Source organism: Pararhizobium qamdonense (assembly GCF_029277445.1).
Taxonomy (GTDB): domain Bacteria; phylum Pseudomonadota; class Alphaproteobacteria; order Rhizobiales; family Rhizobiaceae; genus Pararhizobium; species Pararhizobium qamdonense.
Genome location: NZ_CP119566.1, coordinates 775,001 through 801,273 on the forward strand (window position 1 = coordinate 775,001; position 26,273 = coordinate 801,273).

Consider the following 26,273-nt stretch of genomic DNA (forward strand, 5'->3'; position numbering starts at 1 on the left):
GTCCTGGAGGTATCGGAAGTGCGAATGTTGACATGAGTAACGATAAAGGGGGTGAGAGACCCCCTCGCCGAAAGACCAAGGGTTCCTGCTTAAAGTTAATCTGAGCAGGGTTAGCCGGCCCCTAAGATGAGGCAGAAATGCGTAGTCGATGGGAACCACGTTAATATTCGTGGGCCTGGTGGTAGTGACGGATTGCGTAACTTGTTTGCTCTTATTGGATTGAGCAGGCGGGGAAGCGGTTCCAGGAAATAGCTCCACCGTATAGACCGTACCCGAAACCGACACAGGTGGTCAGGTAGAGTATACCAAGGCGCTTGAGAGAACTATGCTGAAGGAACTCGGCAAATTGCACGCGTAACTTCGGAAGAAGCGTGACCTCTTCGTACGCAAGTATGGAGGGGTGGCACAGACCAGGGGGTAGCGACTGTTTATCAAAAACACAGGGCTCTGCGAAGTTGCAAAACGACGTATAGGGCCTGACGCCTGCCCGGTGCTGGAAGGTTAAAGGGAGAGGTGCAAGCTTTGAACTGAAGCCCCAGTAAACGGCGGCCGTAACTATAACGGTCCTAAGGTAGCGAAATTCCTTGTCGGGTAAGTTCCGACCTGCACGAATGGCGTAACGACTTCCCCGCTGTCTCCAGCATAGACTCAGTGAAATTGAATTCCCCGTGAAGATGCGGGGTTCCTGCGGTCAGACGGAAAGACCCCGTGCACCTTTACTATAGCTTTACACTGGCATTCGTGTCGGCATGTGTAGGATAGGTGGTAGGCTTTGAAGCGGGGACGCCAGTTCTCGTGGAGCCATCCTTGAAATACCACCCTTATCGTCATGGATGTCTAACCGCGGTCCGTTATCCGGATCCGGGACAGTGTATGGTGGGTAGTTTGACTGGGGCGGTCGCCTCCGAAAGAGTAACGGAGGCGCGCGATGGTGGGCTCAGAACGGTCGGAAATCGTTCGTCGAGTGCAATGGCATAAGCCCGCCTGACTGCGAGACTGACAAGTCGAGCAGAGACGAAAGTCGGTCATAGTGATCCGGTGGTCCCGTGTGGAAGGGCCATCGCTCAACGGATAAAAGGTACGCCGGGGATAACAGGCTGATGACCCCCAAGAGTCCATATCGACGGGGTTGTTTGGCACCTCGATGTCGGCTCATCGCATCCTGGGGCTGGAGCAGGTCCCAAGGGTTTGGCTGTTCGCCAATTAAAGCGGTACGTGAGCTGGGTTCAGAACGTCGTGAGACAGTTCGGTCCCTATCTGCCGTGGGTGTAGGAATATTGACAGGATCTGTCCCTAGTACGAGAGGACCGGGATGGACATATCTCTGGTGGACCTGTTGTGGCGCCAGCCGCATAGCAGGGTAGCTATATATGGAATGGATAACCGCTGAAGGCATCTAAGCGGGAAACCAACCTGAAAACGAGTATTCCCTTGAGAACCGTGGAAGACTACCACGTTGATAGGCCGGGTGTGGAAGTGCAGCAATGCATGAAGCTTACCGGTACTAATCGTTCGATTGGCTTGATTGTTCTCATTGCTACTGCTCATCTCGCCGCAAACGCATCGCGTTTGTCGGCTCATGAGCGAATGGCGAATAGGGAGTAGCGAATAGCGCTCCCAATCGCCGCCAAAAAACGTGTTCAAAACAGACCGGATAGACAAGCGAAACCCCTATTGGCTATTCGCTACTCCCTATTCGCTCATCAAATCCAGCTTCTCATTTTGGTTTGTCACCGTCGCCGGTGACATTCTTGCCCTTAGTTGACCTGGTGGTTATTGCGGGGTGGCTGCACCCGTTCCCATTCCGAACACGGCCGTGAAACGCCCCTGCGCCAATGGTACTCCGTCTTAAGACGCGGGAGAGTAGGTCGCTGCCAGGTCTATTAAAGGCAAGAGTAAATACCAAATACACAATCTTCTCTTCTACCCCCCCGGCCCAGCCGAACAACAGGCCGCCCTCAAGCGGCCTTTTTGCTTCGGTAAAATGCCGGGAAAAGAATACAGACACGAGAGGCGCATTTGACTTCGCTAAGTGCGCCGCGCAGGGTAAAAGCCCTTCGGACTTTCGCCAGCGCGATTTTGCTCACGCAAAACGCCGGCGACTTTGCTAACGCAAAACGCTGATAACGCGGGGTGGAGCAGCCCGGTAGCTCGTCAGGCTCATAACCTGAAGGCCGCAGGTTCAAATCCTGCCCCCGCAACCAAACACAACAAAAAGCCCGCGTGACAGAAATGTTCGCGGGCTTTTCTGCGTTTTGAGGGGAATAGACGGCACCGACGCGCACCAAGCTGTTGTGGAACATTGGGTTCGCTTCTTGCCTCAGTACATTCGGAATAATGGTGGGCTCGAAAACTCTGGTTGCGTGGAAAATCGGGGTGCGTTGCGGCTGCTGCTAGCGGCAGGTTCATCGCAGACAGGTCATCCTTTGCCGCGTCACTGTTTCCGGAAACTGATCGTCTCTCACCTCCGCAATATCTTCCACCTAAGCAACCATTGGCCGTTCGAGCTTCCGCTTATGCTAAGGCCTGACCAATCCGGAGAATGAATTTATCAAAAATAGCCTATAAAAATTATAGGTAAACTGGATTTAACTCTGGCCGCGCATTAGGCTTCCGTCTGTAAACAGGGGCCGGACGATGACCAGGGCAATCAGCTTTAACGCCTACGATATGAAATTTTATGTGGCGAAGCCGATACCGGGGCTCTCGGTGCGTTTCTGTGGAACGTTCTGGAACTACGTCAATCTGGAAAACTGGCCGGATTTCGTGCGCGTGTTGGATCGCTGCATTTTTACATCTGCCATCACCTTCATCGTGACGGAGCTGCAGAAGTTTGGTGTTGCTCCCGCAGCTGATAGGGCGGGCAGGTTGTGCAACAGGTTGCTGGGCGATGAGCCTTTATTTCCGGTCAGCAAATCAGACGGCGAAGTTTGCGTGGATGCGGCGGGAACCGCTTCCAAGCGTGCGAAGGGCTGACTTCGTTGAAAAATCTCCTTGAACTGAACGATGTCTCGCTTTCCTTCAAAGGCGTCAAAGCCCTCAACTCCCTGAGTTTTACCGTCGCAAAAGGCGAAATCTGCGCTTTGATCGGCCCCAACGGGGCGGGTAAAAGTTCGTTGCTGAACGTCATCAATGGCGTTTACCGTGCCGATTCCGGCGATATCGTTTTTGATGGCGGCCATTTTGGCGCGATCCGTCCGGGGACCGCTGCCCGTCTCGGCATCGGGCGCACCTTTCAACACAATGCCTTGTTCCGCCGTTTGAGTGTGCGGGAAAACGTGCTTGCCGGGCTATCCCGCCGTGGTGAGGCAAGTTTTATTGAAAACGTCTTCCGGTTTGGCCGGGATAGGCGTGAACGCAGCGATTTCAATGCGCGGGCCGGGCGGGTGATCGCCTTCCTCGGCCTTGAATCATACAGCGAGCGGATTGTCGCGACCTTGCCGTACGGCGTGCAGAAGCGGGTCGATCTTGCCCGCGCGCTGGTTTCCGAACCCAAACTCCTGCTGCTCGACGAGCCGATGGCCGGCATGAACCAGGAGGAAAAGGAGGACATGAGCCGCATCATCCGCGAGGTCAATCAGGCTTTCGGCACGACCATCGTTCTGATCGAACATGATGTCGGCATCGTGCTGGGGCTCGCCAGCCATATCGTTGTGCTCGATTACGGGCGCAAGGTTGCCGATGGCACGCCGGACCAGGTCCGCAACGATCCGGACGTCATCGCCGCCTATCTCGGCACAGTTCATTAAGGGGATGGCGTGGCTTATTTTCTCGAAACTTTGATTGCCGGCCTTTTCGCCGGCCTGATGTACGGTCTCGTCGCGATTGGCTTCGTGCTGATCTACAAGGCGTCCGGCGTTTTCAACTTTGCGCAAGGGGCCATGGTCTTTCTGGCCGCGCTGGTGTTCGTGACGCTGGTCGAGCGCGGCATCAATTTCTGGGTTGCCTTTGCCGCCACCTCCGCGTTGATGATCCTGACGGCGATCGTCATCGAAGCGCTGGTTTTGCGGCCGCTGCGCAACCGCGATCCGCTGACGCTGTTCATGGCGACGCTGGGTCTCTCCTTTGTCATTGACGGTGGCGCGCAATTCTTCCTTGGCACAGACGTCCATATGCTCGATCTTGGTATTGACGATATCGCTCAGGATTATGGCGGATTGTTCATCAGTTCGTTCGATATCGTCGCCTCGCTCATCGTGATCGCCATTGTCACGGTGCTTGCGATCGTCTTCAGCAAGACCCGTATGGGCGTGTCCCTACGGGCCGTGGCGGACGATACCTTGGCGGCGCAGTCGATCGGCATCCGTCTTCCCGTCATCTGGCGTATCGTTTGGAGCGTCGCCGGTATCGTGGCGCTGATAGCGGGCCTGCTCTGGGGCGCGCGGCAGGGTGTGCAATATTCGCTGTCGCTCATCACGCTGAAAGCGCTGCCGGTGCTGATCATCGGCGGGTTCTCCTCGATCCCCGGCGCCATCGCCGGCGGGCTCATCGTCGGCGCCAGTGAAGCGCTCGCCGATATCTATCTCGGTCCGCTGGTCAATGGCAGCGTGTCAACGTGGTTTGCCTACATCCTCGCCGTCGCATTTCTCCTCGTTCGTCCCGCCGGTCTCTTCGGCGATCGCGACATCGAAAGGGTCTGACCCATGACAACGCTTCAGGACGACATCCTGCCTGCCGCTACGGCCGTTCCATCCGGCTCGGCACTTCTGCGGATTGCTGCCGTCCTTGCAGGTTTCGCCATCGTCTTCGGCGTCGTCCCGGCGATCGCGACGGACTATTGGCTGAGCTCGATCATTATTCCCACTATCGTCATGGGATTGGCGGGCATTTCGCTCAACTTGTTGCAAGGGTATGCCGGGCTGGTTTCGCTGGGGTCTGCGGCCTTCATGTCGGTCGGCGTGTTTTCTGCGTATAATTTGATCCTGCGGGTGCCGGGATTGCCGCTTCCGGCGGTGCTGCTGTTGGCCGGCCTGATCGCGGCTGCGGCTGGTATCTTTTTCGGCCTGCCGGCGCTCCGGATCAAAGGGTTCTATCTCGGCGCTTCGACGCTTGGCGCGCAGTTTTTCTTTCAGTGGCTGTTCACCAACTACCCGTGGTTTTCAAACGGCAGCCAGTCGCTGACGATCTCGGCCCCGCGTCTGGAGATTTTCGGCTACGACCTGCAATCTCCCGCCGGCCGTTATCTCCTCGTTGCCACGGTCACGGTCTTGTTGATCGGTCTTGCCTTCCTGGTGGTCAAAAGCCGGCTTGGACGGGAGTGGATGGCGATCCGCGACATGGAGACGGCGGCGTCGGTGCTCGGGATTCGCGTTGCCCGCCGCAAGCTGCAGGCCTATGCGATCAGCTCCTTTTTCCTCGGCATTACCGGTGTGCTCTGGGGCTTCGCCTATCTTGGCACCGCTGATGCCTATACCTACAATCTCGACAAGTCGTTCCAGGTGCTGTTCATCGTGCTGATCGGCGGAACGGCGACGATCTTCGGCAATTTTCTTGGCGCCGCCTTCATCGTGCTGACGCCGATCCTGCTCGATCATCTCGTGCTGGCGGCCAATGTTGCCTATCTCAGCGATCAGGGCGCGATCACCAATCTCCAGCGCGTCCTCTTCGGCGTGATCATCATCTTCATTCTGATCAAGGAGCCGGACGGGCTTTCCGCCTGGATCCGGCGCGGCGTGGAGGCTCTTCAAGTACGTTTTACACGCTAGCTGCCCTGGTTTCCCGCGTGCGGATCGGGCATGGCGCCGGATCTTCCGCCCGTTTTTTAAGAAAACTCCGGCGCCATTCTTCAAGCGACACAACAACGGCACAAGGGGTGACCATGTCGATATTTTCCAAATCCATCGCGCTTGCGGCCGGCGCCGTCATGGCCGCCGCGAGCCTGACCATGCCAGTGCAGGCACAGGACGGCGCCGGCCAGCAGCTCTACCCGCTCTTCACCTATAGGACCGGTCCCTACGCACCGTCCTTCATCCCGTTCGGGGCAGGCAATATCGATTATCTGCGCTACGTGAACGAGGTCGAAGGCGGCGTGAACGGCGTCAAGATCCTGATCCAGGAATGCGAAACAGCTTACACGATCGAGCGCGGCATCGAGTGCTACGAACGCTACAAGGACGGCTATGACGGCGCGCTGACGGCGGCGATTTACCCGCATTCGAGCGGCCTTGACGTGGCGCTCACCGACAAGGCGCGGATCGACAAGATCCCGATCGTCAGCCCGGGCGGCGGCCAGAACATCGCGACCGACGGCCGCGTGTTTCCCTATCAGTTTCCGCTGATTTTCGACTACTGGAGCGAAGCTCAGATCATCGTTGATTACATCGCACAGCAGGCCGGTGGCTATGACAAGCTGAAGGGCGTCAAGATCGCAACGCTTTATCACGACTCGGGCTATGGCCGCGATACGATCGAACCGCTGGGGATTCTTGCCAAGAAATACGGTTTCGAGGATATTCAGATCCCCGTTCCGCATCCGGGTGAACAGCAGCAGGCGCAGTGGCAGCAGATCCGGCGTGCGGGCGCCGACTGGGTGTTCCTGCGCGGCTGGGGGGTTATGACGCCGGTCGCGATCAAGACGGCCGCGCGTGTCGGCTTCCCGGCCGATCGCATCATCGGCGATATCTGGAGTGGTTCGGAAGACGATGCCCGCCCGGCCGGCGCTGCCGCCAAGGGTTATCTTGCCGTCTCGGTTTTCCCGCCGGGCACGGATTACGGCATCCTGAAGACGCTGAAGGAAAACATCCTCGACAAGGGTAAGTCAGACCTTAAGGACAACAGCAAATTCGGCACGGTCTATTATAATTACGGAGTGATCGAGGCCATCACCTTCGTTGAAGCGCTGCGAACCGGCCAGAAGAAGTTCGGCAACAAGCCGCTTAACAACGAAGAGGGCCAATGGGCGCTTGAGAACCTCGACATCGACCAGAAACGCGTTGCGGAACTGGGCGCAGAGGGGTTGATCAGCCCGTTGAAGACGTCGATCGACAACCATAAGGGCGAGACGATCGCTGCCAAGATCATCCAGTGGAATGGTGAGACCTGGGATACCAGGACCGACTGGATCAAGGCGGATTCCACCCTGTTTGCCGACGTGATCAAGGCAAAAGCCGCGGCTTATGCGGCGGAAAAGGGTATCACGCCGCGCCAAGACGCCAGCAACTAAAACAACGGATAGGGATAGCCGACCATGACGCACCAGGCGACAGCCGGATTTCTAGAGGTCCGCAATGTGGAAGCGCTTTATGGGCAGGCTATCCTTGCCGTCAGAGATGTATCCTTGACGATCGAGGAGGGCAGCATCGTTGCCCTTCTCGGGGCCAATGGGGCGGGCAAGACGACGACGCTGAAGGCCATTTCCAATCTGCTCGGCCCGGCGCGGGGCCGCGTCAGCAAGGGCGATATCCGCTGGCGTGACGAGCCGGTCAGTGATCTCTCCGCCTCAAAACTCGTCGCGCGCGGTATCGTTCAGGTGCTGGAAGGACGGCATGTCTTTCCGCAATTGACCGTGGAGGAAAACATCCTTTCCGGCGGGTTTGTCGGCAGGCCGTCGCGCAAGGCGCTCAACGACAGCCTTGAACAGATCTATACTTGGTTTCCCCGCCTGCAGCAAAAACGCAAGACCAAGGCTGGCCTGACCTCCGGGGGAGAGCAGCAGATGGTGGCGATCGGGCGTGCCTTGATGACCAAGCCCAAGCTTGTCCTGCTGGATGAGCCGTCAATGGGCCTGGCGCCAATCATTGTTCAGGAAATCTTCGAGATCGTGCGGACGCTGAACAAGGATTCAGGTGTAAGTTTCCTGCTGGCCGAGCAGAACGCCAATCTGGCGCTAAAATATGCCGACTATGCCTATATCCTCGAAACGGGAAGGGTCGCGCTCTCCGGCACAGCTGAGGAATTGCGCGCCCGGGACGATGTACACGATTTCTATCTGGGCGGCGCCAAGTCCAATGTTCCGCACTAATTCTTGATGGGCAGGAAGCCGTCACGAACTTTGTGCTGTTGCTCAAGGCGTAGAGCGTAAAGCGTAAAGCGCGACATGTGCGACATCTGGGAGCGCGAAAACAATCCAGGAATTCAGTCTTTGTTGAAAGACAATTCCCTTTCATTTCCGTATTTTAGAGCGGCATCGAATACCGATATGCCGCGAAGGCGCATACAATCGGTATCATGACGCCGCCAGGCGGCGGTATCGTAACAGGAGAATGAAATGAGCGGTTCCAAAACCCGCAGCCCGGCACTCACGATAGCGTCTGCCGCTGCCCTTGCTTTGGGCGTTTGCGGTCCTGCGCTTGCCGCAGATAGCAGTCCGGATGCCACGGTGAATATCGGCTCGCTCTATGAACCACAAAACCTCGACAACACGGCTGGCGCCGGGCAGGGTATCAATGAGGCTTTCAACGGCAATGTCTACGAGGCTTTGTTCCGGCTTACGGATGCGGGCACGGTGGAGCCGTCGCTTGCCAAGGACACCAAGGTCAGCGACGACGGACTGACCTATACCTTTACGCTGCAGCCTGGGGTCACCTTCCATTCCGGTGCACCGCTCACCTCCAAGGACGTCAAGTTCTCGATCGAGCGCGTCACGGCGGAAGCGTCGAAAAGTTCGCGCAAGAGCAGCCTGAAAACCATTGCAGGCGTCGAGACGCCGGACGATTCCACCGTTGTGGTGAAGCTTGCCTCGCGTTCAATCTCATTGCCTTACAATCTGAGCTATGTCTGGGTGGTCAACGACGAGGCGACGGATTTCCAGTCGAAGGAAGACGGGACCGGTCCCTACGCACTGCAGGAATGGCGCCGCGGCTCATCGATTGCTATCGCACGCTTCGACAAATATTGGGGTGAGAAACCGAAAAACGCCGAGGTGGTCTTTCAATATTTCACCGAGGCGACCGCGCTCAACAATGCACTACTGACCGGTTCGGTCGACGTCATCACCTCCGTCCAGAGCCCGGATTCGCTGGCGCAATTCAAGGACAATCCGGAGTTCACGGTCAGCGAAGGCAAGTCCACGACGAAGCTTCTGCTCGCCTATAACGACCGCGTCGCACCCTTTGACAATGTGAAGGTCCGTAAGGCGCTGGCCCGTGGGATCGATGATGCGAAGCTATTGAAAGCAGTCTGGGGCGACTACGGCACGCTGATCGGCTCCTTCGTGCCGCCGACAGATGCCTGGTATGCCGATCTCACCAAGGTGGATGCCTACGACCCGGAAAGCGCCAAGGCCCTGCTGGCGGAAGCGGGTTATCCCGATGGCTTCACCTTCACCATCGATACCCCGAACTACGACCCGCATCCGATCGCTGCGCAGTTCATCCAGAGCGAGCTCGCCAAGATCGGCGTCAAGGTGGAGATCAACGTCATCACCGCCAATGAGTGGTACACGAAGGTCTACAAGGCGCACGACTTTCAGGCGACGCTGCAGGAGCATGTCAATCACCGCGACATCGTCTTCTACGGCAACCCGGATTTCTACTGGGGCTATAACAACCCGAAGGTTGCCGATCTGATCAAGCAGGCCGAAGCCAGCGGCACCGAGGCCGGGCAGACGGAAAAGCTGAAGGAAGCCAACACGATCATCGCCGACGATGCGGCCAGCAACTGGTTCTACCTTTATCCGCAGATCGTCGTATCGAAAGCGACCGTAGCCGGCTATCCGCTGAATGGTCTCAACTCGCAGTTCTTCGCCTATGGCATCACCAAGGCTGAATAACGCGCCCGAGTGATATGCTCGACACCGAACGCCGCCCGGCCTATATCCTCGGGCGGCGTCCGTGCATGAGGGGTCAAGACCATATTTTCCTACATCATCCGCCGATCCGTCATTCTGGCGCTGTCGGTCGTCATCGCCGCCGTGATCCTGTTCGTTCTGCTGCGTCTTTTGCCGGGCGACCCTGCCAATGCGCTGGTCTCGGTCGGCGCCGATGCGGCGCAGATCGAAGCCGCCCGCAAGCAGGTCGGGTCAGACCTGCCGCTCTATGAACAATTTCTGCGCTTCTCCGGCAGTCTTGCCCGCTTCGACCTTGGAAACTCCTTTGTCAGCGGTGCGCCCGTGCTGGCTGAGATCGGCAAGCGTTTGATCGTCACCCTGCCGTTGACGCTGATGGCCCTTGCCGTTGCGATCGCCATCGCTGTTCCCCTTGGTATCCTCTCCGTTATCCGGCAGAACACATGGTACGGGGCGTTGATTTCGGTTGTTTCCCAGCTCGGCATCGCCATTCCGGTGTTCTGGATCGGCATTCTTCTGGTGACCGCTTTTGCCGTCAATCTAAGGCTTTTTCCTTCCGGCGGTTTTCCGTCGCGCGGCTGGGCCGCGCCCGGCGCCGCTCTTCAGTCCCTTGTGCTGCCGGTGGCGACGATCGCCATCGTCATGTCGGCATCTCTCATCCGTTATGTGCGCTCGGCGACCCAGGACGTGCTCGGCAGCGATTATCTGCGCACGGCGCGGGCGCTGGGCGCCACCTTCACAGAAGCGCTGATCCGTCATGGTATCCGCAACGGCGCCGTGCCGGTGATCTCCATTCTGGGCATCGAACTTGCCTCGACCCTGTTGGGCGCCGTCGTGGTGGAGCGCGTTTTCGCACTGCCGGGTCTCGGCTCGATGCTGCTTCTCGGTATCGAGCAGCGTGATTACCCCAATGTGCAGGGTGTCCTGTTTGTATCGACTCTCCTGGTGCTGATGGTCGGCTTTGCAGCCGATCTGATCCAACGGCTGGTCGATCCGCGCCTGCGCAGCCGGATTTCCGGGGGAGGAACATGAGCATGATCGAGCCCATGGCCGCAGCTGAAAACATACGGCAGAAAACCACCATCCCGTGGCCGCTTGCGGCTGGCGGCCTTCTTGTGGGCCTGCATGTCGCTGTTGCGCTGCTTTCGCTCGTATGGACGCCCTACGGGGTGGGCGATATGGCCGGTGGCCGGCTGGAGGGGCCGTCTTTTGCCCATTGGGCGGGCACCGACCGGCTCGGACGCGATCTCATGAGCCAGATCATGGCCGGCTCGGGCATCGCGGTCATCGTCGGCTGCGGCGCCGTCGCGTTCGGGGCCCTGATTGGCGTCACGGCGGGGGTTCTCTCCGCTTTTGCAACGCGCACGCTCGACGATGTGCTGGCGGCGGCCTTCGATATCCTCATCGCTTTCCCCACGTTGCTGCTTGCCATGCTCATCGTTGCCTCCGGCAATGGGGCGAGCCTCTTGACGGCCATTCTCGCGATTGGCGTTGCCGGATCGGCGATCGTGGCGCGGCTATCGCGCATTTTGGCAAAACGCGTGCTGGCAATGGACTATATCGCGGCGGCGCGTATCTCGGGTACGTCCTGGCCAGGCATCGTGCGCATCCATGTGCTGCCGAATATCTGGCCGACGCTGATCGTCAATTTTGCGCTGCAGTTCGGCCTCGCCGTCATTGCCGAGGCATCGCTCTCCTATCTCGGGCTTGGTGCACCGCCGCCGAATGCTTCCTGGGGCCGGCTGCTGCAAGAAGCGCAGTCCTCCGTCTATACCGCTCCGTTCGGCGCGATCGCGCCCGGCCTTGCGCTGGTGTCGCTGGTCATCGGCCTCAACCTGTTTGCCGATGGTTTGCGCGAGGTCGCCGATCCAACGCGCAGGAGAAGCCGATGAGCACCCTGTTGAGCGTCGAACATCTCGACATCCGCACGTCCGGCCGGACGCTCGTCTCCGGCATGTCCTTTTCGATCGCTCCTGGCGAACGCGTGGGGCTTATCGGTGAATCCGGCTCGGGGAAATCCTTGACGGCGCTGGCGATCCTCGGCCTCCTGCCGGTAACGATGCAGGTCAGCGGCGCGATCGCGTTGAACGGCCATCCAGTGACCGGCGCGCGCGACCGCGACCTTGTGCCCTTGCGGGGGACGGTCATGACTGCCGTGTTTCAAGAGCCGATGACCGCGCTTGATCCGCTGATGCGGATTGGCCATCAGATGGGCGAAGTGGTGCGGCGCCGGGCGCGGCGGGATGGCGAAACGTTCGGACGGGCCGAGATGTCGCGGCAGGTTCTGGCCCTTTTGGAGCGTGTTGCGCTGCCAGAGGCATCTCGGATTGCCCACGCTTTTCCGCATGAGATTTCCGGCGGTCAGCGCCAGCGTGCGGCCATCGCGATGGCGCTCGCCTGCCGGCCGAAACTGCTAATCGCCGACGAGCCGACCACCGCGCTCGACGTTACCACGCAGATGGAAATTCTGACGCTGCTGGAAGGCCTGGTTCGTGACGAAGCCATGGGGCTCCTTTTTATCAGCCACGACCTGCCGGTGGTGGCAAGTATTGCCACCAGGGCACTGGTCATGCGTCATGGCAGGCTGATCGAGGAAGGGCCGGTTGCGGCACTTTTCAACCGGCCGGCTCACCTCTATACCGCCGAGCTGGTGGCGGCCGCACGCGCCTTCGATGCAGCCCTGGAGATGACGCCATGACCCTTCTCAATCTCTCCGGCGTCTCCTTCACCTATGGCGGCGGCAAAGCGGTTTTGCAGGATATCGATCTCGCCATCAATGCCGGAAGCAATCTCGGCATTGTCGGCGAATCCGGCTCCGGCAAGACGACGCTTCTCAATCTGCTGCTCGGGCTGAGGCAGGCTTCTGCGGGGCTGGTGACCTTTCGCGGCGAGAGCCTCGACGCCCGTAATCGCGCGTTTATGCGTGGCTTCCGTCGCAGCGTCCAGGCGGTGTTCCAGGATCCCTATTCCTCGCTCGATCCGCGCCAGCGGGTCTTCGACATTATCGCCGAGCCGTTGAGGTCGCTGAAAATCGACACGGATATCGGCGAAGCGGTGACGGAGGCTCTGCGGGATGTGGATTTGCCTGCGGATGCAGCCCGGCGCTATCCCCACGAATTCTCCGGCGGCCAGCGCCAACGTATCGCAATCGCACGGGCGATCGTCGCCAAGCCCGACATCATCATCGCCGACGAAGTCGTCAGCGCGCTCGATCTCTCCACACGTACGCGGATCATCGACCTGATGCGCATGCTGTCGTCGCGCATGACCTTCATCGTCGTCTCGCACGATATCGCGCTGGTGGCGCTGCTTTGCGAACAGTTGGTGGTGCTGGAAAAAGGCCGCATTGTCGAACAGGGTGCCACGCGCGATCTGCTTGCCCGCCCAGCACATCCGTATACGCAAAGACTGCTGGCGAGCATGCCGAGGATGCCTGTGCCGGGTTGAGAAAGCTGCGTGTTTCAGGTCTCTACGGAGACATTCCTCCGATCTCAGTGCCGGGAGATGGATATCTCTTATGCGGCCGTTTTGGTGGTTTGCTGTCCTTTGAATTTGCGCTGGCGAGAGGTCATTGTCATCGCAGCTACAGTTCCGGTCGAACATTCTCCCGTACCGGACGCTGTCAGCTGTTCCCCTTAGAAGGGTGAAACCTTCAAATCTCAAGGCCGTGGGATGAAATCTGCGGCTCTTTTTTCTCTGGAGGTCCGGCCGGCTGTGCTCAGGGGCGATGCTGCGATGTCTTGAGAAATCCTTCGAGCCATAGGCTATAGCGCGATGCCAGGAAGCTTATGGCGAAGTAGACGACCGCGCTGAAAATATATGCCTCTGTGTAAAAACCCAGCCATTGCGGATCCGTGGCAGAGGCGCGCGCCGCGTTCAAAAGGTCGTAGATGCCGATGACCGCCAGAAGCGATGTGTTCAGCAGAATGCCGACGGAAAGGTTCACGATCGCGGGAATGACCGCGCGCAGGGCCTGGGGCAGGACGATGAGCCGGAGCGTATGGATGCGGGTAAGGCCAAGCGCTGCTGCGGCTTCATCCTGGCCGTGGGGCACGGCCTGCAGTCCCGCCCGGATGATTTCGGCGAGATAGGCGGAGGCGAACGATGTCACGCCGATCTGGGCACGCAGGAGCTTGTCGAGCATCGAGCCGCCCGGCAGGGCCATCGGCAATATCAGCATGGCGATATAAAGAACGGCGATCATCGGCACCGCACGCAAAAGCTCGATATAGCCAACAGCAAGCGTGCGGATGATCCCCATTTTTGATTGCCGCGCGAGCGCCATTACCAAGGCGAGCGGGAATGCCAGAACAAGGGCGGCGATGGACACGGCGAGCGTGATCGGCAGGCCGCCCCATTGATTGGTTGAAACGCGCGGCAATCCGAGCGTGCCGGCCATCAATATCCAGATGGCGATAAAGGCGAAAAACCAGACACCGGCAAGCCGCACGCTCCAGAAGCATGGGATGGCGGAAAGAGTGAGAAGAAGCACCAGCCCCGCCAGCACCAGCGCTGGCCGCCACTGCTGGTCCGGCGGATAGAATGCGAAAAGGATGAAACGCAGCTTGGCGCCGATGAATGCCCAGCAGGCTCCCGCATTTTCCGCCGCGCACGCCTGCGGACCTGCCGTCCACACGCCATCGAGAATGGCCCAGCGGATGATCGGAATAGCGATCCAGGCGAGGAACGCGAGTGTCACGACCGTGATCGCCAAATTCCAGGGACCATGGAGAAACAGCCCGGCAATGGCTTTTTGCAAAAACCCTTTTCGGCTGAGGGTCCTGTCCGCCCTTTCCGCAAGGCTCATCGGACGAGAGCACCTTTCAGGGCGATCTTTCTGTTGTAGACATTCATGAAAGCGGAAACCGCAAGATTGATACCAAGGTAAACCGCCATGATCAGGGCGATGGCTTCCAGAACCTGCCCCGTTGTGTTGGCGGTCGTGTTGGCGACACTGACGATATCGGGAAAGCCGATGGCGACTGCCAGGCTGGAGTTTTTCGTGAGGTCGAGATAGCTGGAGGTCATCAGCGGCATGATCACGCGCAGGGCCTGCGGAAAGACGATGAGCCGCATGATCTGCCCCGGCTTCATGCCAAGCGCGCGGGCGGCTTCCCATTGCCCGGCGCGCACGGATTGAATGCCGCTACGGACGATTTCGGCGATGGTCGCCGATGCGTTGACGACGAGCCCGATGAGAAGAGCCGCAAATTCGGGAGAAAGCGACAGGCCGCCCCTGATATTGAACCCACCCTTGGCGGGTATTTCCGTCGTTGGCGTGAAGCCTGTAAGTTTGAGAGCAAGAATTGAGGCCACGAAGAGGGCCAGAAGCAATGCCGTCATTTTCAGGCCGTATTGGGTCGTGCCGAAAAACATTTTTCGCGCGATCGTCCATCCGCCGAGGAGCACGAGCGCAAAGCCCGGTATCCAGAGCGTTGCGGGCAGGCCATCAAAACCGAAGGATGGAACGAAGACACCGCGGTTGCTGACGAATATGCTCTCGAAAAGAGACGATGCGTTTCTCGGCGCCGGGAAATGCTGGAAAAGACTGCTCCAGAGAAAAAGCTGGAGCAGAAGCGGGGTGCCGCGCAAAATTTCCACATAAGCTTGAACGAGACGGGACAGGAGGGGATTGCCCGAAAGCCTGGCGACGCCAAGCGCAACACCGAGGAGGGTCGCGAGCAGGCAGCCGAGCGCTGCGACTTTGGCCGTGTTTGCGATACCGGCCAGAATAGCACGGCCATAGCTGTCGCCTGCCGCATAGGCAATCACGCTTTCGCCGATCTCGAAATTCGCGCGCTGGCTCAGAAACGAAAATCCGGGTGTCAGGCCGGCACGTTCCATGGTCGAGAGGGTGTTGTTGCCAAGAAACCAGAATATGGCGATGACCCCGAGGAGCAGTCCGGCCTGGCGAAAAGGGAAAGGGCCGATCCAGCTGACGGCGCGTGCAAACAAGCCGGGCCTTGAAGGACCCGGCTGCAGCTGTTGTCGATGGCTCGAGTGAACCACGTGCGGATCAGCGGAACGGCGGCGAATAAAGCAGACCGCCATTAGTCCACAAAGCATTCAGGCCACGATCGAAGTTGAGCGGCGTGCCCTTGCCGACGTGACGCTGGAAGATCTCGCCGTAATTGCCGACGGTCTTGATGATGGTATAGGCGAATTTGGGATCAAGCCCGATGGCTTCGCCCAGCGACGGGTCGGTGCCGAGGAAACGCTGGATCGCCGGGTCCTTGCTCTCCAGGAACTGATCGACATTGGCGCTGGAAATGCCGAATTCCTCGGCCTGGATGGTCGCGTAGACAGTCCAGTTGACGATTTCCAGCCACTGGTCGTCGCCTGCGCGCACGGCCGGAGCGAGCGGTTCTTTCGACAGCCGCTCGGGGAGCAGCACGTAGTCGTCGGGATTTTTCAGCTGGGTGCGTTTGCCGGCAAGGTCGGTCGCGTCCTGCGTCAGCGCATCCACGCGGCCGGTGTCGAGCGCCTTTACGAATTCAGCCGTTTCCTCGATGGTGATCGGGGTGAAGGTCTTGCCAGACTTGCGGAAAAAGTCGGCGATGTTCAGTTCGCCGGTGGTGCCGCTCTGGACGCCGATGGTGGCCCCATCGAGATCGGCACCCTTGGTGACGCCGAGATCCTTGCGGACGAGCAGCCCCTGCCCATCATAGAAAACCACCGGACCGAAATGGAAGCCGAGTTTGAACGCACGGTTGATGGTCTGGGTCACGCCGGACAACAGAATATCGTATTCGCCGGCCTGAAGGGCTGGCAGACGCTGCTGTGGCGAGGAGTTGGTGAACTCGACCTTGTCAGGGGTGTTGAAAACCGTGATCGAGAGCGCACGGCCGAAATCGACGAAGAAGCCCTGCCATTTGCCGTCGCCATCAGGCGAAAAGAAGCCCGGCGTGGTGCCGACGCCAACCTTGATCAGGCCGCGCTCCTTGATCTTGTCCAGCGTTTCGCCGGCATTGGCCAGGCCAGTGCTCAAAAACGAGGCTGCCGATAGCGCAAGCGCGAAAACCCCTGCAGTGCGCGCATTCCATAAACTGTGTTTCAACATAAAATTCCCTCTTAGATTATCGACCCGGCATCCCCTGGGATCGATCTGAAGGCTAAATCATATAAAGTCTATAGAATAGATATATTATTCTACCTGTTGCAAAAACGGTAAGCAGTTCGCCTAAAATTTATGCCTATTGCGGAATACGGAAGTGATCGTCGATGTGACGGCGGTGGCGAGTCTCCCTGTGCCAGCCAATGGCTTTGCGATAGCTGCCGAACAGCTTGTTTTCGTGCACTCCTTCGACAGTCAGTCCATGCACGGCGTCTGCATCCGGATCGACATAGAGCGCGTCTACCGGGCAATAGGCTTCGCACATGAAGCAGGTCTGACAGGACGATTGCCGCAGAATGAGCGGCGGCCCTTCGGGCATCGCTTCAAAGACATTGGTCGGGCATACCTGGACGCAGAGATTGCAGTCCGTGCAGGCATCGGTATCCAGAACCTCGATCATTATTCCGCAGCCTCCCTGTAGACACCGGGATCGATCGTTTCTTTCCGGATGGTGAGTTTATCGAGACCGCTGATGATCAGCCGGTGATGCTGGGCGGCGTCTTGTTCGGGAAAGTCCTCCCGCCGGTGCATTCCGCGGCTTTCGGTGCGGGACAGCGCGGCCCGGTACATGAAGCGCGCGGTGGCGGTCATCGCCTGTGCTTGCCGCAGCTGCAACATCTGGCTCTCGTCGGCTGCTGTTGCAGCGGCGATTGTTTCCCAGAGCCGGTCAAGGCGTTGCAGCGATGCGGAAAGGCCGGAATGGGTGCGGAAATAGTTGACGTCGAGCGGGAAGACTTCGTCCTGAACCGCCTTGACGACGGCGTGCGGATCGATGGTTCCAGCGGTTTCCGGACAACGCGGCACAGCCTGCGCAACTGTCGACGGCCCCGTTTTGTCCCGTGCGAAGGCAGCTGCCGAAGCGCCGGCAAAGGTGCCGGTGGACATTGCCCAGGCGGCGTTGTGGCTGCCGCCGCCGGTGAAACCACCACAGATCGGTTCGCGCGTCGCACTATCGCCGGCCGCATACAGGCCGGAAACGGTCGTGGCGCAATCGAGCCCGGTCAATCGCAAGCCGCCGGTGCCGCGCACAGTGCCTTCAAGACGCAGCTTCACCTCGAAGAATTCGGTGAACGGATCGATGCTACGGCGATCAAACGGTATGAAGAAATTCGGCTGGGCGCGCCGCAGGATCGCTTTCACTTCGTCCGTCCCGGCGAGATCGAGCCGGGCATAGACGGGCTCTGACAACAGCGTGCGCGCAATGACCGAGCGGCCACGGGCGGAACCGGCGCCTTCGATCAGGCTATGATCCCTGCGGTAGAATTGCGCGAAACGGTAGAGCGCCGTCTTGGTGATGGAGGCGAAGGCGGGCGAAATGGCGTAGGCCGACGAGAATTCCATGCCGGAAAGCTCGGCCCCCGCTTCCGCAGCCATCAGGTAGCCGTCGCCGGTCAAAACATCGCAACCGAGCGCCTTGCTCATGAAGGCGCAGCCGCCCGCCGCCAGCACCACCGCACCGGCCTTGATGGTCCATTGTCCACCCTCCTGCCGGCGCAGACCGCGCGCCCCGGTAACGGTGCCGCCATCGGTGAGGAGGTGCAGGGCGGGATGGTGATCGAGAATGGTGACGCCGGCGTTCTTCGCCCGGCGCCGCAACAGCCGCATATATTCCGGGCCCTGCACGGAAATGCGTTGCTGCTCGCCCTTTTCATCGACGGGGAAGGGATAGCCCCAGTCCGCCAGCCGGTTGACGCTTTCAAAGGTCTTGTCGAGAACGGGCATCATCCACGCGCGTTCGGAAAGGTAGCCGCCCATTGCCTCGCGGCTCGCCATGGCCTTTTCGCGCCCGGCCGGGTCGGGCGGCACATACCAGATCTGGGTACCGGCCGAAGCCGTCGCGCCGGAGCTGCCGCAATAGCCTTTGTCGACGAGAATGACCTTGGCGTTCGCCCCTACCGCTTCCAGCGCTGCCCAGCACCCGGCGGGACCGCCGCCGATCACCAGCACATCGCAGGTCATCTCGGTTGCCCGTGTTGAGGCGGCATTGCTTTCCTGAGATGGCTGGCTCATGGCAGGCATCCTTTCGATGAAATCTCGTTGCGGTTTAAACCTGTGCACGGCATAGGTTTTCGGATTGTTGTTCCGGAGCTTTGCCGATGCCGCTTGCCAGTCTCGCCATGTATGCCAGTCCTTTTCCGGTCGCCGAGGCGACGCGGCTGTTCTGGGTGGCGTTGGCCGGACGTATCCGTGCTTTCGGGCTCGAGGCGCCGGAGGCGTTGAACGGCGATATCCGCTACGACGAGGCCTGGCTCCGGCCCGACCTGCTGTTTGGCCAGACCTGCGGATATCCCTATGTCCAGCACCTGCGCGGCAAGGTGCAGCTGCTGGCGTCGCCCATCTATGGGCTGCCCGGTTGCGACGGGCCGTTGAAATGCAGCTTCATCATCGTCAATGCCAACGCGCCGGTGCAATCGATCGACGAATTGAGAGGCGCGCGGGCGGCCATCAACGAACCCGGCAGCAATTCCGGCTACAACCTGTTCCGGGCCTTCATCGCGCCGCATGCTGTGGAGGGCCGTTTCTTTTCCTCGGTTACGGAAACCGGCGGCCACGGGAGAAGTATCGATGCGGTTTCGAGCGGGGAAGCGGATGTTGCGGCGATCGACTGCGTGACCTTCGGCAATACGCTGCGCTTTGATCCCGATCGTCTCGCCGGTGTCCGCATTCTCGCGGAAACCGCAAAAGGGCCGGGCCTGCCCTTCATCACTTCTGCCGCCACGCCGGCGAACGATCTCATGATCCTGCGCCGCGCGTTGGCGGAAACCATCGCCGACCCCGCGCTCTCTCAGGTCTGCGATACCCTTTCGCTTCGCGGCATCCGTGTTCTCGGCGATGCCGATTACGAAGTGCTGGCAGAGTTTGAACGATATGCCGTGCGCCATGGCTATCCTGTTATCGCGTGAGGCATGGCTGCTTGAAGGCGGCGGTTGACTCAGGCCCGGCAGTTTGCCGGACGGCAGACTGCGCTTCCGCAAGGGAGTGGGGTCAAGCACTGGGTTGGCCGGAGGCAAGTTCGGGATCAACCGGGTTTACCGGCTCGCCGGGACGATTCGAACGATCCCCGTCGATACGCTCGGTGACCTCGGTCGACCGGCCTCTGCAACGGCAGGATGATGAACGCTGACGGCGGTGAAAGTGGCGCCGCTGTGTAAAACCGGGCGGGCAGTGAATGTCATGAAATGTCCCTCCGACCGTGAGCGCTTGACCCAAGGTGAAGGCGCCCGTCAATGCGATGGAGGGATTAAATCCAATAACCTATCAAATATATAGATTACTATTTGCCGTTTGGAGCTGATAACGCAACCAATTTTCCGTTTTAGGCACCGCTTCGGCAAAGCCATGTGGTGCGGCTCGTGATGTCGTCTCTTTGCGGTTTCTGTTGGAGGCCAGTTCGGCCCAGCCCGCCTTATCACCGACGCTGATCACTTCCCAATCGGAAACTGAAAGTTCAAACCTGCAAAAATCTGCCAGCGGGGTGCGCCGGGGCCGTCGTGCCAGATTGTGTATTGCGGTTCGATGAAGGCGTTCATGGTGATGCCTTTTTCGAGCTGGAAGACTTTGCCGATGCCGAAGCCGACCGGGATGTAGCTGGTGCCTGCTTCCATGTTGAAGTTCCAGGTGGCTGTAGATCGAAGATAGAAGCCCTGGTCTAGGTTGATGTTGACGATGGGCTGGACCGTCAAGAGGTTTACGCCGTCACGCAGATCGCTGCCGGCAAAGGATGCCTGGTAGGTCACCAGCCCGCCGAACAGGCCCCAGCTTTGCGGTGCAACGATCACGCCCGCAGCACCGGCCTGCCATTTGCCGCTGCCGAGTTCATCCTCCGTTGCCGTGGGCAGGACGAGGACGGGACCGGCCGCGAGCGTGACATCGCCGATCTTGGGAAGCATGAACAGATCGATGAGGGTGAGATCGCCAATACCCGTCACATACCCGCCGGATGCCTGCGGCGATGTGGCGATGGGCAGGGTGAAGCGGATCAACTGCGGCAGGCCAAAGACATCGGACGGGATCAGGCCGCGCAGCAGGAACTGGTTGGCGTGCTTGTCCTGCGGCACGTCGATGAATTCCGGAATGTAGAAATTGTGGAAGTTGATGGTGATCTTCGGTGTCAGCGGGTTGTTTGCCGCGTTGATGTCCTCGTGCTCCTGGGCGGCTGCGGCCGCGACCATGCAGAGACCTGCAAACGCCGCCCACACGATCCGATCCAGCTTCATCGCTTGTCTCCCTCTGTCACCGGATGGGAGCTAAGCACGCAGCGCAAGCAAGCGGGAGTACGTTACGGTAACAGGGTCTGTAACAAGGCGGATGCATACGGGCAGCACGTAACAATCCGGCCTGTTACCGTAACGTACTTACCTGCACCCGCAGCCGGAGTACACTTTCGGCATGACAACCTGTCAGGGGCGGCAGCAAGCCGATGGGGCATTTCAGCGATATATCCCCGCAAGGGGCCGGACAGCGCGGCTTGTGGCGGCTGATGCTCAAGCTGCCTGCCATACGCGGCGGCCTGCAGCTTCTGATTGCCAAACGGCCTTCGCTGGTTGAACTCTGCCAGGCCTATGAAGACGCCTGCGTCACGCTTCAGCGTTTGCGTGCAGAGCCCGGCGACGTCAATTGCCCGAGGATCAGGGAATACGAGACGATTTGTTTAGAGATCGAAACCGAGGTCATCGCCTGTTGCCTGGAATTCAAGGCATCGCACGATCAGTGAGGCCCGCTCCGATATCTGACATCGGCGGCTTCCTGCGAAGAATGGCGCTTTACCGTCACGCCATTCCAGCCCTCACAGGCGTATTTCAGAACACCTGCAGACCGGCTTTCCTGCAACTCTCATCCGAAATCCTTGTATCGGCGTGCCGGAATAGGTCATCTTTATCGTGAAGTTTCATTTTATTAGCATTCTGGGTTGCAACTTATTGCCATTGGCGCGATAAATTCGTCTGTTCTGCCCAGGGTAGAGTTGACGGAGGCGTCTATGAACACCGCAGACCAGCCGGCATCATCGCGCGAAATCTCACATGTCAAGGCAAAGGCCGAACTCGCCCGTTTGTGCGACGACCCACGCTTTCGCGGCACCGACAGGACGCGAAGCATCCTGCGTTATCTGGCGCAGCGCCGTTTCGAGGGCAATGATGACAGCGTGAAAGCCTATTCCGTCGCCATCGACGTCCTCGGCCGGACCTCGGATTTCGATCCGGCGACAGACCCGATCGTGCGCATCGAGATGAGCAGACTGCGTCTGGCGCTTTCGCAATATTATGAGGCATTCGGGGATGAAACGGACGTTTCCATCGCGCTTCCCAAAGGTCATTACGTCACGGTTTTTACAGCCATGGCGGAACAGCCAGCTGGAGCGGATGACCGTGAAAACATTGAAGCACCCTGCTTAGGCGACGACGTTTCAGTCCACACATCTCCACCGGCGGGCGATGCCGTGGAACAGCCGTCCGTCCCGGAACACCTCGCTTTGGCACACCCGGCTTCAAGCGGCGCTCCCCGGCAGGGCGGGCGGCATGGTTGGAGCGTTGCTGTGGGCATCGGCCTGATCGTTGCCGTTGCCGCTTTATGGCAGCTTTTTCTCCCGGCCACGATCACGCTGAAGCCGACGGTGCTGGTCACGGTCACCGCCGATGACGCGCGAATGGCAGGTGAAGCGAGCCAGACGCGCGACATGCTTTTGACAGCGCTCACGCAGTTTCAGACATTGATCGTGGCAAGCGGTTCAGCGCCTGATCATGTCTTTCACACTGCGATGCGTTCCTTCCCGCAAAACGCCTACACAATCGATCTGAAATATTATTATGCCGGCGAAAAGACGCCGCATGTCCGGTGGCAGGTCATCAGCGCCCGTGGCGGCAAGCTGCTTGCGTCAGGATCCGAAAGCATTCAGCGGGATGACAACAGCCCTCTCTTGGCGCGGTACGATCTGGTGAAAATCCTGTCGCGGCGGTTTGCGACGAGCCGGGGCATCATCAACACGATCGAAGCCAATGAGAGCCCGCAGGACGCGCTTGGAAACGCCTGTGTGCTGCGGGCCGAGCGCGAACTCGATGCCGGGCGTATCCACGATCTGGCAGCATCCTCCGCCTGCCTGATCCGCACGATCGCCGTTGACCCGGCAAACACGGACGCCATCGCGGCGCTGTCGCGGGTAACGACAGCGCAGGCCGGCGGGCGGCCGGACAAGGCGGTGACAGAACGGTCCGTGGAATTGGCAAGGCAAGCCGTGACGCTGACGCCGCTTTCCGACCGGGCCCAGATTGCCCTGATGATGGTGCAGTTTTACGGCGGCCGCACCGAGGCGGCCGTCAATGCGGGGCGCCGCGCATTGGAGCTCAATCCGAACAATCCGGAGGCGGCCGCCAAACTGGCGATGGTGCTGTTCACGTCCGGTGGCTGGGATGCGTCGGTGGCGCTGGCGCAGGATGCCACGCATGGCATCGATGTCGTTCCGCGCGACGCATCGCTGGTCCTTGCCATGGATGCCTATCGCCGTGGCGACTGGACGTCCGCATCGGCGCTCTCTGAAAAGATCAACGATGGCGGCTTTACGACGGGAATGCTCAGAGCTGCGTCGCTCGGCGAGATGGGATCGCCGCAGGCCGCCGACAGCCTTGCCGATCTCCGGTCGATCATTCCCGACTTCGAAAGCCGCTATTTGGAAATCATGGCCGCGCGGCGCTACGATCCAATACTTGCGGCGTCTTTTGCGCAAGGTCTCGAAAAGGCCGGTGCGCGCATCGTGCCGCGAAATATCGCAAGCGCCTTCTAAGGCGGGTTGTTACATGTAAATGCGCCGCTGTTACCGTAACGTACTTGTTACGGTGGCTCGCTCTGCCACTCTCGCAGCCATGACTAAGCGGCGGGAGCAATGCGATGAAACGGCTGGCTTCATATCTCGTGACGGCATCCATGGTTGCGACATCGGCGGCGGCAGGTCCGGGTGTGATCACCACATCCGTCAATTTCAGATCCGGGCCGGGCACCGGTTATGCCAGTCTCGGCAAGATCACCGAGGGTGCAAAAGTCGATGTGTCCGAATGCGATGCAAGCGGCGCCTGGTGCGCGGTGACATCGGATGGGCGCAAGGGCTTTGTCAGCGGCAAATATGTCGAACAGGCCGACCCGCAAAAGCCGAACTGGCCGCGCAGTTTCACCACCGGCAATGGCGCAACGCTCACGCTTTTCCAGCCGCAGATTACCGGCTGGCCAGACTTCACGACGCTGAATGCGTTGATCGCCACAGAATTCAAGGCAACGGCGCAGGCAAAGCCGATCTATGGCGTGATCGGTGTCAGCGGCAGAACCGTGGCTGACGATGCCACGGACGAGGTGGTGCTCACCGATGTCACCGCGACACAGGTCGATTTTTCGACGCTCGACCGCAAGGAACTGACGGACCTTGCCATCGAAGTCGGCAAGATCATGCCGGCCGGTCCGATCACCCTGTCGCAGGAGCGGCTGACGGGGAGCCTTGCCGATTATCAGCGTCTTGCCGATGTCAACGGCATCAAATCCGATCCGCCGCATATCGCTGTCAGCACCGATCCCGCCATTCTCGTCCAGACCGATGGCAAGGCGGTTCTGTCGCCGGTGAAAGGCGTCGAAGGATTGCAGTTTGTCGTCAACACGAACTGGGACATCTTCAAGACAGCCGATCCAGATGGCGCTTATGTCCTGCGCGACGAAAAGAGCTGGCTGACATCAAAGACACTCGACGGCACCTGGGAGGCGGCAGTCCAGCTTCCGGCGATCCTGTCTCAATTGCCGGATGACGAAAGCTGGAAGGATGCCAAGGCTGCGATGCCGGCTGCGCCGTTCGAAGGCGGAAAGGTGCCGCGTGTCATTTATTCTGCTTTGCCGGCGGAGATGGTTCTGTTTGACGGCCAGCCGGCACTCGAGGCCGTTCCCGGCACCGGCCTTGAATGGGCATCGAACACGACGAGTGATGCGTTCTTCCATAAGGCCAGCAAGACCTGGTACGTGCTTTTGTCCGGACGCTGGTTTTCCGCAGCCAGCCTGGATGGACCCTGGACATTCGCAACGCCGAGCCTTCCTGCCGATTTCCAGAACATTCCCGACGACGCGCCCTATTATCAAGTGCGGGCTTCCGTTCCGGGCACCTCCGAAAGTGCCGAGGCCCGGCTGAAGGCCAGTATTCCGCAGATGGCGCGCGTGGCGACCGATGGTTCGGTAAAGGTCGATGTGACCTATAGCGGCGATCCGAAGTTCGAACCGATCGAAGGCACGGCACTTGCCTATGCTGTGAATTCCAACGAGCAGGTCATCAAGGTCGGCGAGACCTATTTCGTTTTAAAGGACGGCGTCTGGTTCACCGGAACCTCGCCGTCCGGGCCGTGGACGGTCGCAAAGGCGGTTGCCGAGGAGATCTACAAGATCCCGCCGTCCTCGCCCGTCTACAACGCCACCTATGTGCGGGTCTATAACACGGAGCCTGACGCGGTCTGGTTCGGTTACACGATGGGCTATCTCGGTGCCTATCTCGCCTGGGATACGTTCGTTTACGGAACCGGTTGGGCCTATCCGCCCTATTGGGATTTCGGCTGGGCCGGGGGTGGTTACTGGCCCTATTATCCGCGTCCGCTGACCTATGGCGTCGGAGCCTTCTACAATCCCGTCTATGGTACCTTCGGGCGCTACGGATATGCCTATGGACCCTACCGGGGCATTGCCGGGGGATCGGCATACAATCCGCGGACGGGGACCTATATCCGGGGCGGGGCGGTGGCCGGGCCAAATGGTGCACGCGGTTTCGTGGCGGCCTACAATCCGCGCACCGGCAATGCGGGTTTTGCACGCGGCGGCCAGAATATCTACGGTTCGTGGGGAACGGCCGGCGTGAAGCATGGCTCCGATTTTGCGCGCATCTCAGGCGGCGCGACCGGCAATGCCGCAGGCATGAACTGGCGCACCTCGGACGGAAACCACGGCTTCGTCGCGGCAGGCAAGGGCGGTGATGTCTATGCGGGCCGGGATGGAAACGTCTACCGCAAGGATGATGGCCAATGGCAAAAGCATACGGATGACGGCTGGAAGCCGGTCAACCGCCCGAATGCGGAAACGCTGAAAGATCACGGGCAGAATTTTCAAGACAGGCATCCGGATGCAGCCGGGAAGATCCGCAACGATGCACAGATCAGGCCCGGCCGGCAGCCGGATGCCCAGCCGGGGCAGCGCGCGCGTCAGGCTCGCGAAAGGGCGCCAGACCATCTTGCCATCGACAGGGCCGGCCGCCAGATCGGCAACCAGCGGGACATGCGGCATGATTTCGGGCGGCAGGATATCGGCCAGTTCCGGGGTGGTGGCGGCAATTTCCGGGCGCATGAATTCAGCGGCATCCGGGCGGGAGGCTTCCATGGCGGTGGCGGCGCGCGATTCCGGCGCCGGTAGATGGCGAAACAAGCAACGGGG

Annotated in this window: 21 protein-coding genes, 1 tRNA gene and 2 rRNA genes (1 of these 24 cut by a window edge); 18 read left to right on the top strand and 6 right to left on the bottom strand. The window is 59.7% G+C overall.

Annotation, left to right across the window (positions count from 1 at the left end):
• From PYR65_RS03715 to PYR65_RS03780, 14 genes are all read left to right on the top strand, one after another.
• Positions 1-1,529: ribosomal RNA gene (locus PYR65_RS03715) — 23S ribosomal RNA — on the top strand; it begins 1,357 nt to the left of the window's first position.
• Between the two features lie 236 nt (positions 1,530-1,765).
• Positions 1,766-1,880, top strand: a 5S ribosomal RNA gene (gene rrf / locus PYR65_RS03720).
• A 247-nt stretch (positions 1,881-2,127) separates the two neighbouring features.
• Positions 2,128-2,204: transfer RNA gene (locus PYR65_RS03725), tRNA-Met, on the top strand.
• Between the two features lie 433 nt (positions 2,205-2,637).
• Complete coding sequence (locus tag PYR65_RS03730; protein ID WP_276119941.1) at positions 2,638-2,976, top strand: hypothetical protein; 339 nt, start codon at positions 2,638-2,640, stop codon at positions 2,974-2,976.
• 5 nt (positions 2,977-2,981) lie between these two features.
• Entirely contained in the window at positions 2,982-3,749 is a 768-nt protein-coding gene (locus PYR65_RS03735) for an ABC transporter ATP-binding protein (RefSeq protein ID WP_276119942.1), read from the top strand.
• Between the two features lie 9 nt (positions 3,750-3,758).
• Positions 3,759-4,640, top strand: a complete 882-nt coding sequence (locus PYR65_RS03740; protein ID WP_276119943.1) for a branched-chain amino acid ABC transporter permease — start codon at positions 3,759-3,761, stop codon at positions 4,638-4,640.
• A gap of 3 nt (positions 4,641-4,643) precedes the next feature.
• Positions 4,644-5,705, top strand: coding sequence for a branched-chain amino acid ABC transporter permease (locus tag PYR65_RS03745; RefSeq protein ID WP_276119944.1), 1,062 nt, complete (start codon positions 4,644-4,646; stop codon positions 5,703-5,705).
• A 113-nt stretch (positions 5,706-5,818) separates the two neighbouring features.
• Entirely contained in the window at positions 5,819-7,162 is a 1,344-nt protein-coding gene (locus PYR65_RS03750) for an ABC transporter substrate-binding protein (RefSeq protein WP_276119945.1), read from the top strand.
• Positions 7,163-7,186: 24 nt separating this feature from the next.
• Complete coding sequence (locus tag PYR65_RS03755) at positions 7,187-7,960, top strand: ABC transporter ATP-binding protein (protein ID WP_276119946.1); 774 nt, start codon at positions 7,187-7,189, stop codon at positions 7,958-7,960.
• 246 nt (positions 7,961-8,206) lie between these two features.
• Positions 8,207-9,709, top strand: coding sequence for an ABC transporter substrate-binding protein (locus PYR65_RS03760; RefSeq protein ID WP_276119947.1), 1,503 nt, complete (start codon positions 8,207-8,209; stop codon positions 9,707-9,709).
• A 141-nt stretch (positions 9,710-9,850) separates the two neighbouring features.
• Positions 9,851-10,756 carry an ABC transporter permease gene (locus tag PYR65_RS03765; protein ID WP_276119948.1) on the top strand — a complete coding sequence of 302 codons (906 nt, stop codon included), beginning with the start codon at positions 9,851-9,853 and terminating at the stop codon, positions 10,754-10,756.
• Between the two features lie 14 nt (positions 10,757-10,770).
• Complete coding sequence (locus tag PYR65_RS03770) at positions 10,771-11,616, top strand: ABC transporter permease (protein WP_407951304.1); 846 nt, start codon at positions 10,771-10,773, stop codon at positions 11,614-11,616.
• A complete protein-coding gene (locus tag PYR65_RS03775) occupies positions 11,613-12,422 on the top strand; it encodes an ATP-binding cassette domain-containing protein (protein ID WP_276119950.1) in 810 nt (269 codons plus the stop codon). Before PYR65_RS03770 ends, PYR65_RS03775 begins: the two co-directional genes overlap by 4 nt.
• Positions 12,419-13,171 (top strand): ABC transporter ATP-binding protein, encoded by a 753-nt coding sequence (locus PYR65_RS03780; protein ID WP_276119951.1) that lies wholly within the window; start codon positions 12,419-12,421, stop codon positions 13,169-13,171. Before PYR65_RS03775 ends, PYR65_RS03780 begins: the two co-directional genes overlap by 4 nt.
• Positions 13,172-13,442: 271 nt before the next feature.
• Here PYR65_RS03780 and PYR65_RS03785 read toward each other — a convergent pair whose 3' ends face one another.
• From PYR65_RS03785 to PYR65_RS03805, 5 genes are all read right to left on the bottom strand, one after another.
• A complete protein-coding gene (locus PYR65_RS03785) occupies positions 13,443-14,483 on the bottom strand; it encodes an amino acid ABC transporter permease (RefSeq protein ID WP_276119952.1) in 1,041 nt (346 codons plus the stop codon).
• 44 nt (positions 14,484-14,527) lie between these two features.
• Positions 14,528-15,679: an amino acid ABC transporter permease gene (locus PYR65_RS03790; RefSeq protein WP_276119953.1), complete on the bottom strand. Its 1,152-nt coding sequence runs from the start codon at positions 15,677-15,679 to the stop codon at positions 14,528-14,530.
• A gap of 61 nt (positions 15,680-15,740) precedes the next feature.
• Positions 15,741-16,784: an amino acid ABC transporter substrate-binding protein gene (locus PYR65_RS03795; RefSeq protein ID WP_276119954.1), complete on the bottom strand. Its 1,044-nt coding sequence runs from the start codon at positions 16,782-16,784 to the stop codon at positions 15,741-15,743.
• 133 nt (positions 16,785-16,917) lie between these two features.
• The gene (locus PYR65_RS03800) at positions 16,918-17,238 is read right to left on the bottom strand and encodes a 4Fe-4S dicluster domain-containing protein (RefSeq protein WP_276119955.1); all 321 of its coding nucleotides are present in this window, start codon (positions 17,236-17,238) and stop codon (positions 16,918-16,920) included.
• On the bottom strand, positions 17,238-18,848 hold the full coding sequence (locus tag PYR65_RS03805) for an FAD-binding protein (protein ID WP_276119956.1): 1,611 nt from the start codon (positions 18,846-18,848) through the stop codon (positions 17,238-17,240). The genes PYR65_RS03800 and PYR65_RS03805 overlap by 1 nt, the downstream gene beginning before the upstream one ends.
• An 86-nt stretch (positions 18,849-18,934) precedes the next feature.
• On the opposite strand from PYR65_RS03805, the gene PYR65_RS03810 reads away from it, so the two are divergent.
• The gene (locus tag PYR65_RS03810) at positions 18,935-19,741 is read left to right on the top strand and encodes a phosphate/phosphite/phosphonate ABC transporter substrate-binding protein (RefSeq protein WP_276119957.1); all 807 of its coding nucleotides are present in this window, start codon (positions 18,935-18,937) and stop codon (positions 19,739-19,741) included.
• Positions 19,742-20,260: 519 nt separating this feature from the next.
• Here PYR65_RS03810 and PYR65_RS03815 read toward each other — a convergent pair.
• Positions 20,261-21,055, bottom strand: a complete 795-nt coding sequence (locus tag PYR65_RS03815; RefSeq protein ID WP_276119958.1) for a hypothetical protein — start codon at positions 21,053-21,055, stop codon at positions 20,261-20,263.
• Between the two features lie 203 nt (positions 21,056-21,258).
• On the opposite strand from PYR65_RS03815, the gene PYR65_RS03820 reads away from it, so the two are divergent.
• The 3 genes from PYR65_RS03820 to PYR65_RS03830 all read left to right on the top strand — a co-directional run bounded on the left by PYR65_RS03820 (position 21,259) and on the right by PYR65_RS03830 (position 26,252).
• Entirely contained in the window at positions 21,259-21,552 is a 294-nt protein-coding gene (locus PYR65_RS03820) for a hypothetical protein (RefSeq protein WP_276119959.1), read from the top strand.
• 264 nt (positions 21,553-21,816) lie between these two features.
• Positions 21,817-23,613 (top strand): tetratricopeptide repeat protein, encoded by a 1,797-nt coding sequence (locus PYR65_RS03825; protein WP_276119960.1) that lies wholly within the window; start codon positions 21,817-21,819, stop codon positions 23,611-23,613.
• Between the two features lie 104 nt (positions 23,614-23,717).
• Positions 23,718-26,252, top strand: coding sequence for an SH3 domain-containing protein (locus PYR65_RS03830; protein WP_276119961.1), 2,535 nt, complete (start codon positions 23,718-23,720; stop codon positions 26,250-26,252).
• The last annotated feature ends 21 nt before the right edge of the window (positions 26,253-26,273 follow it).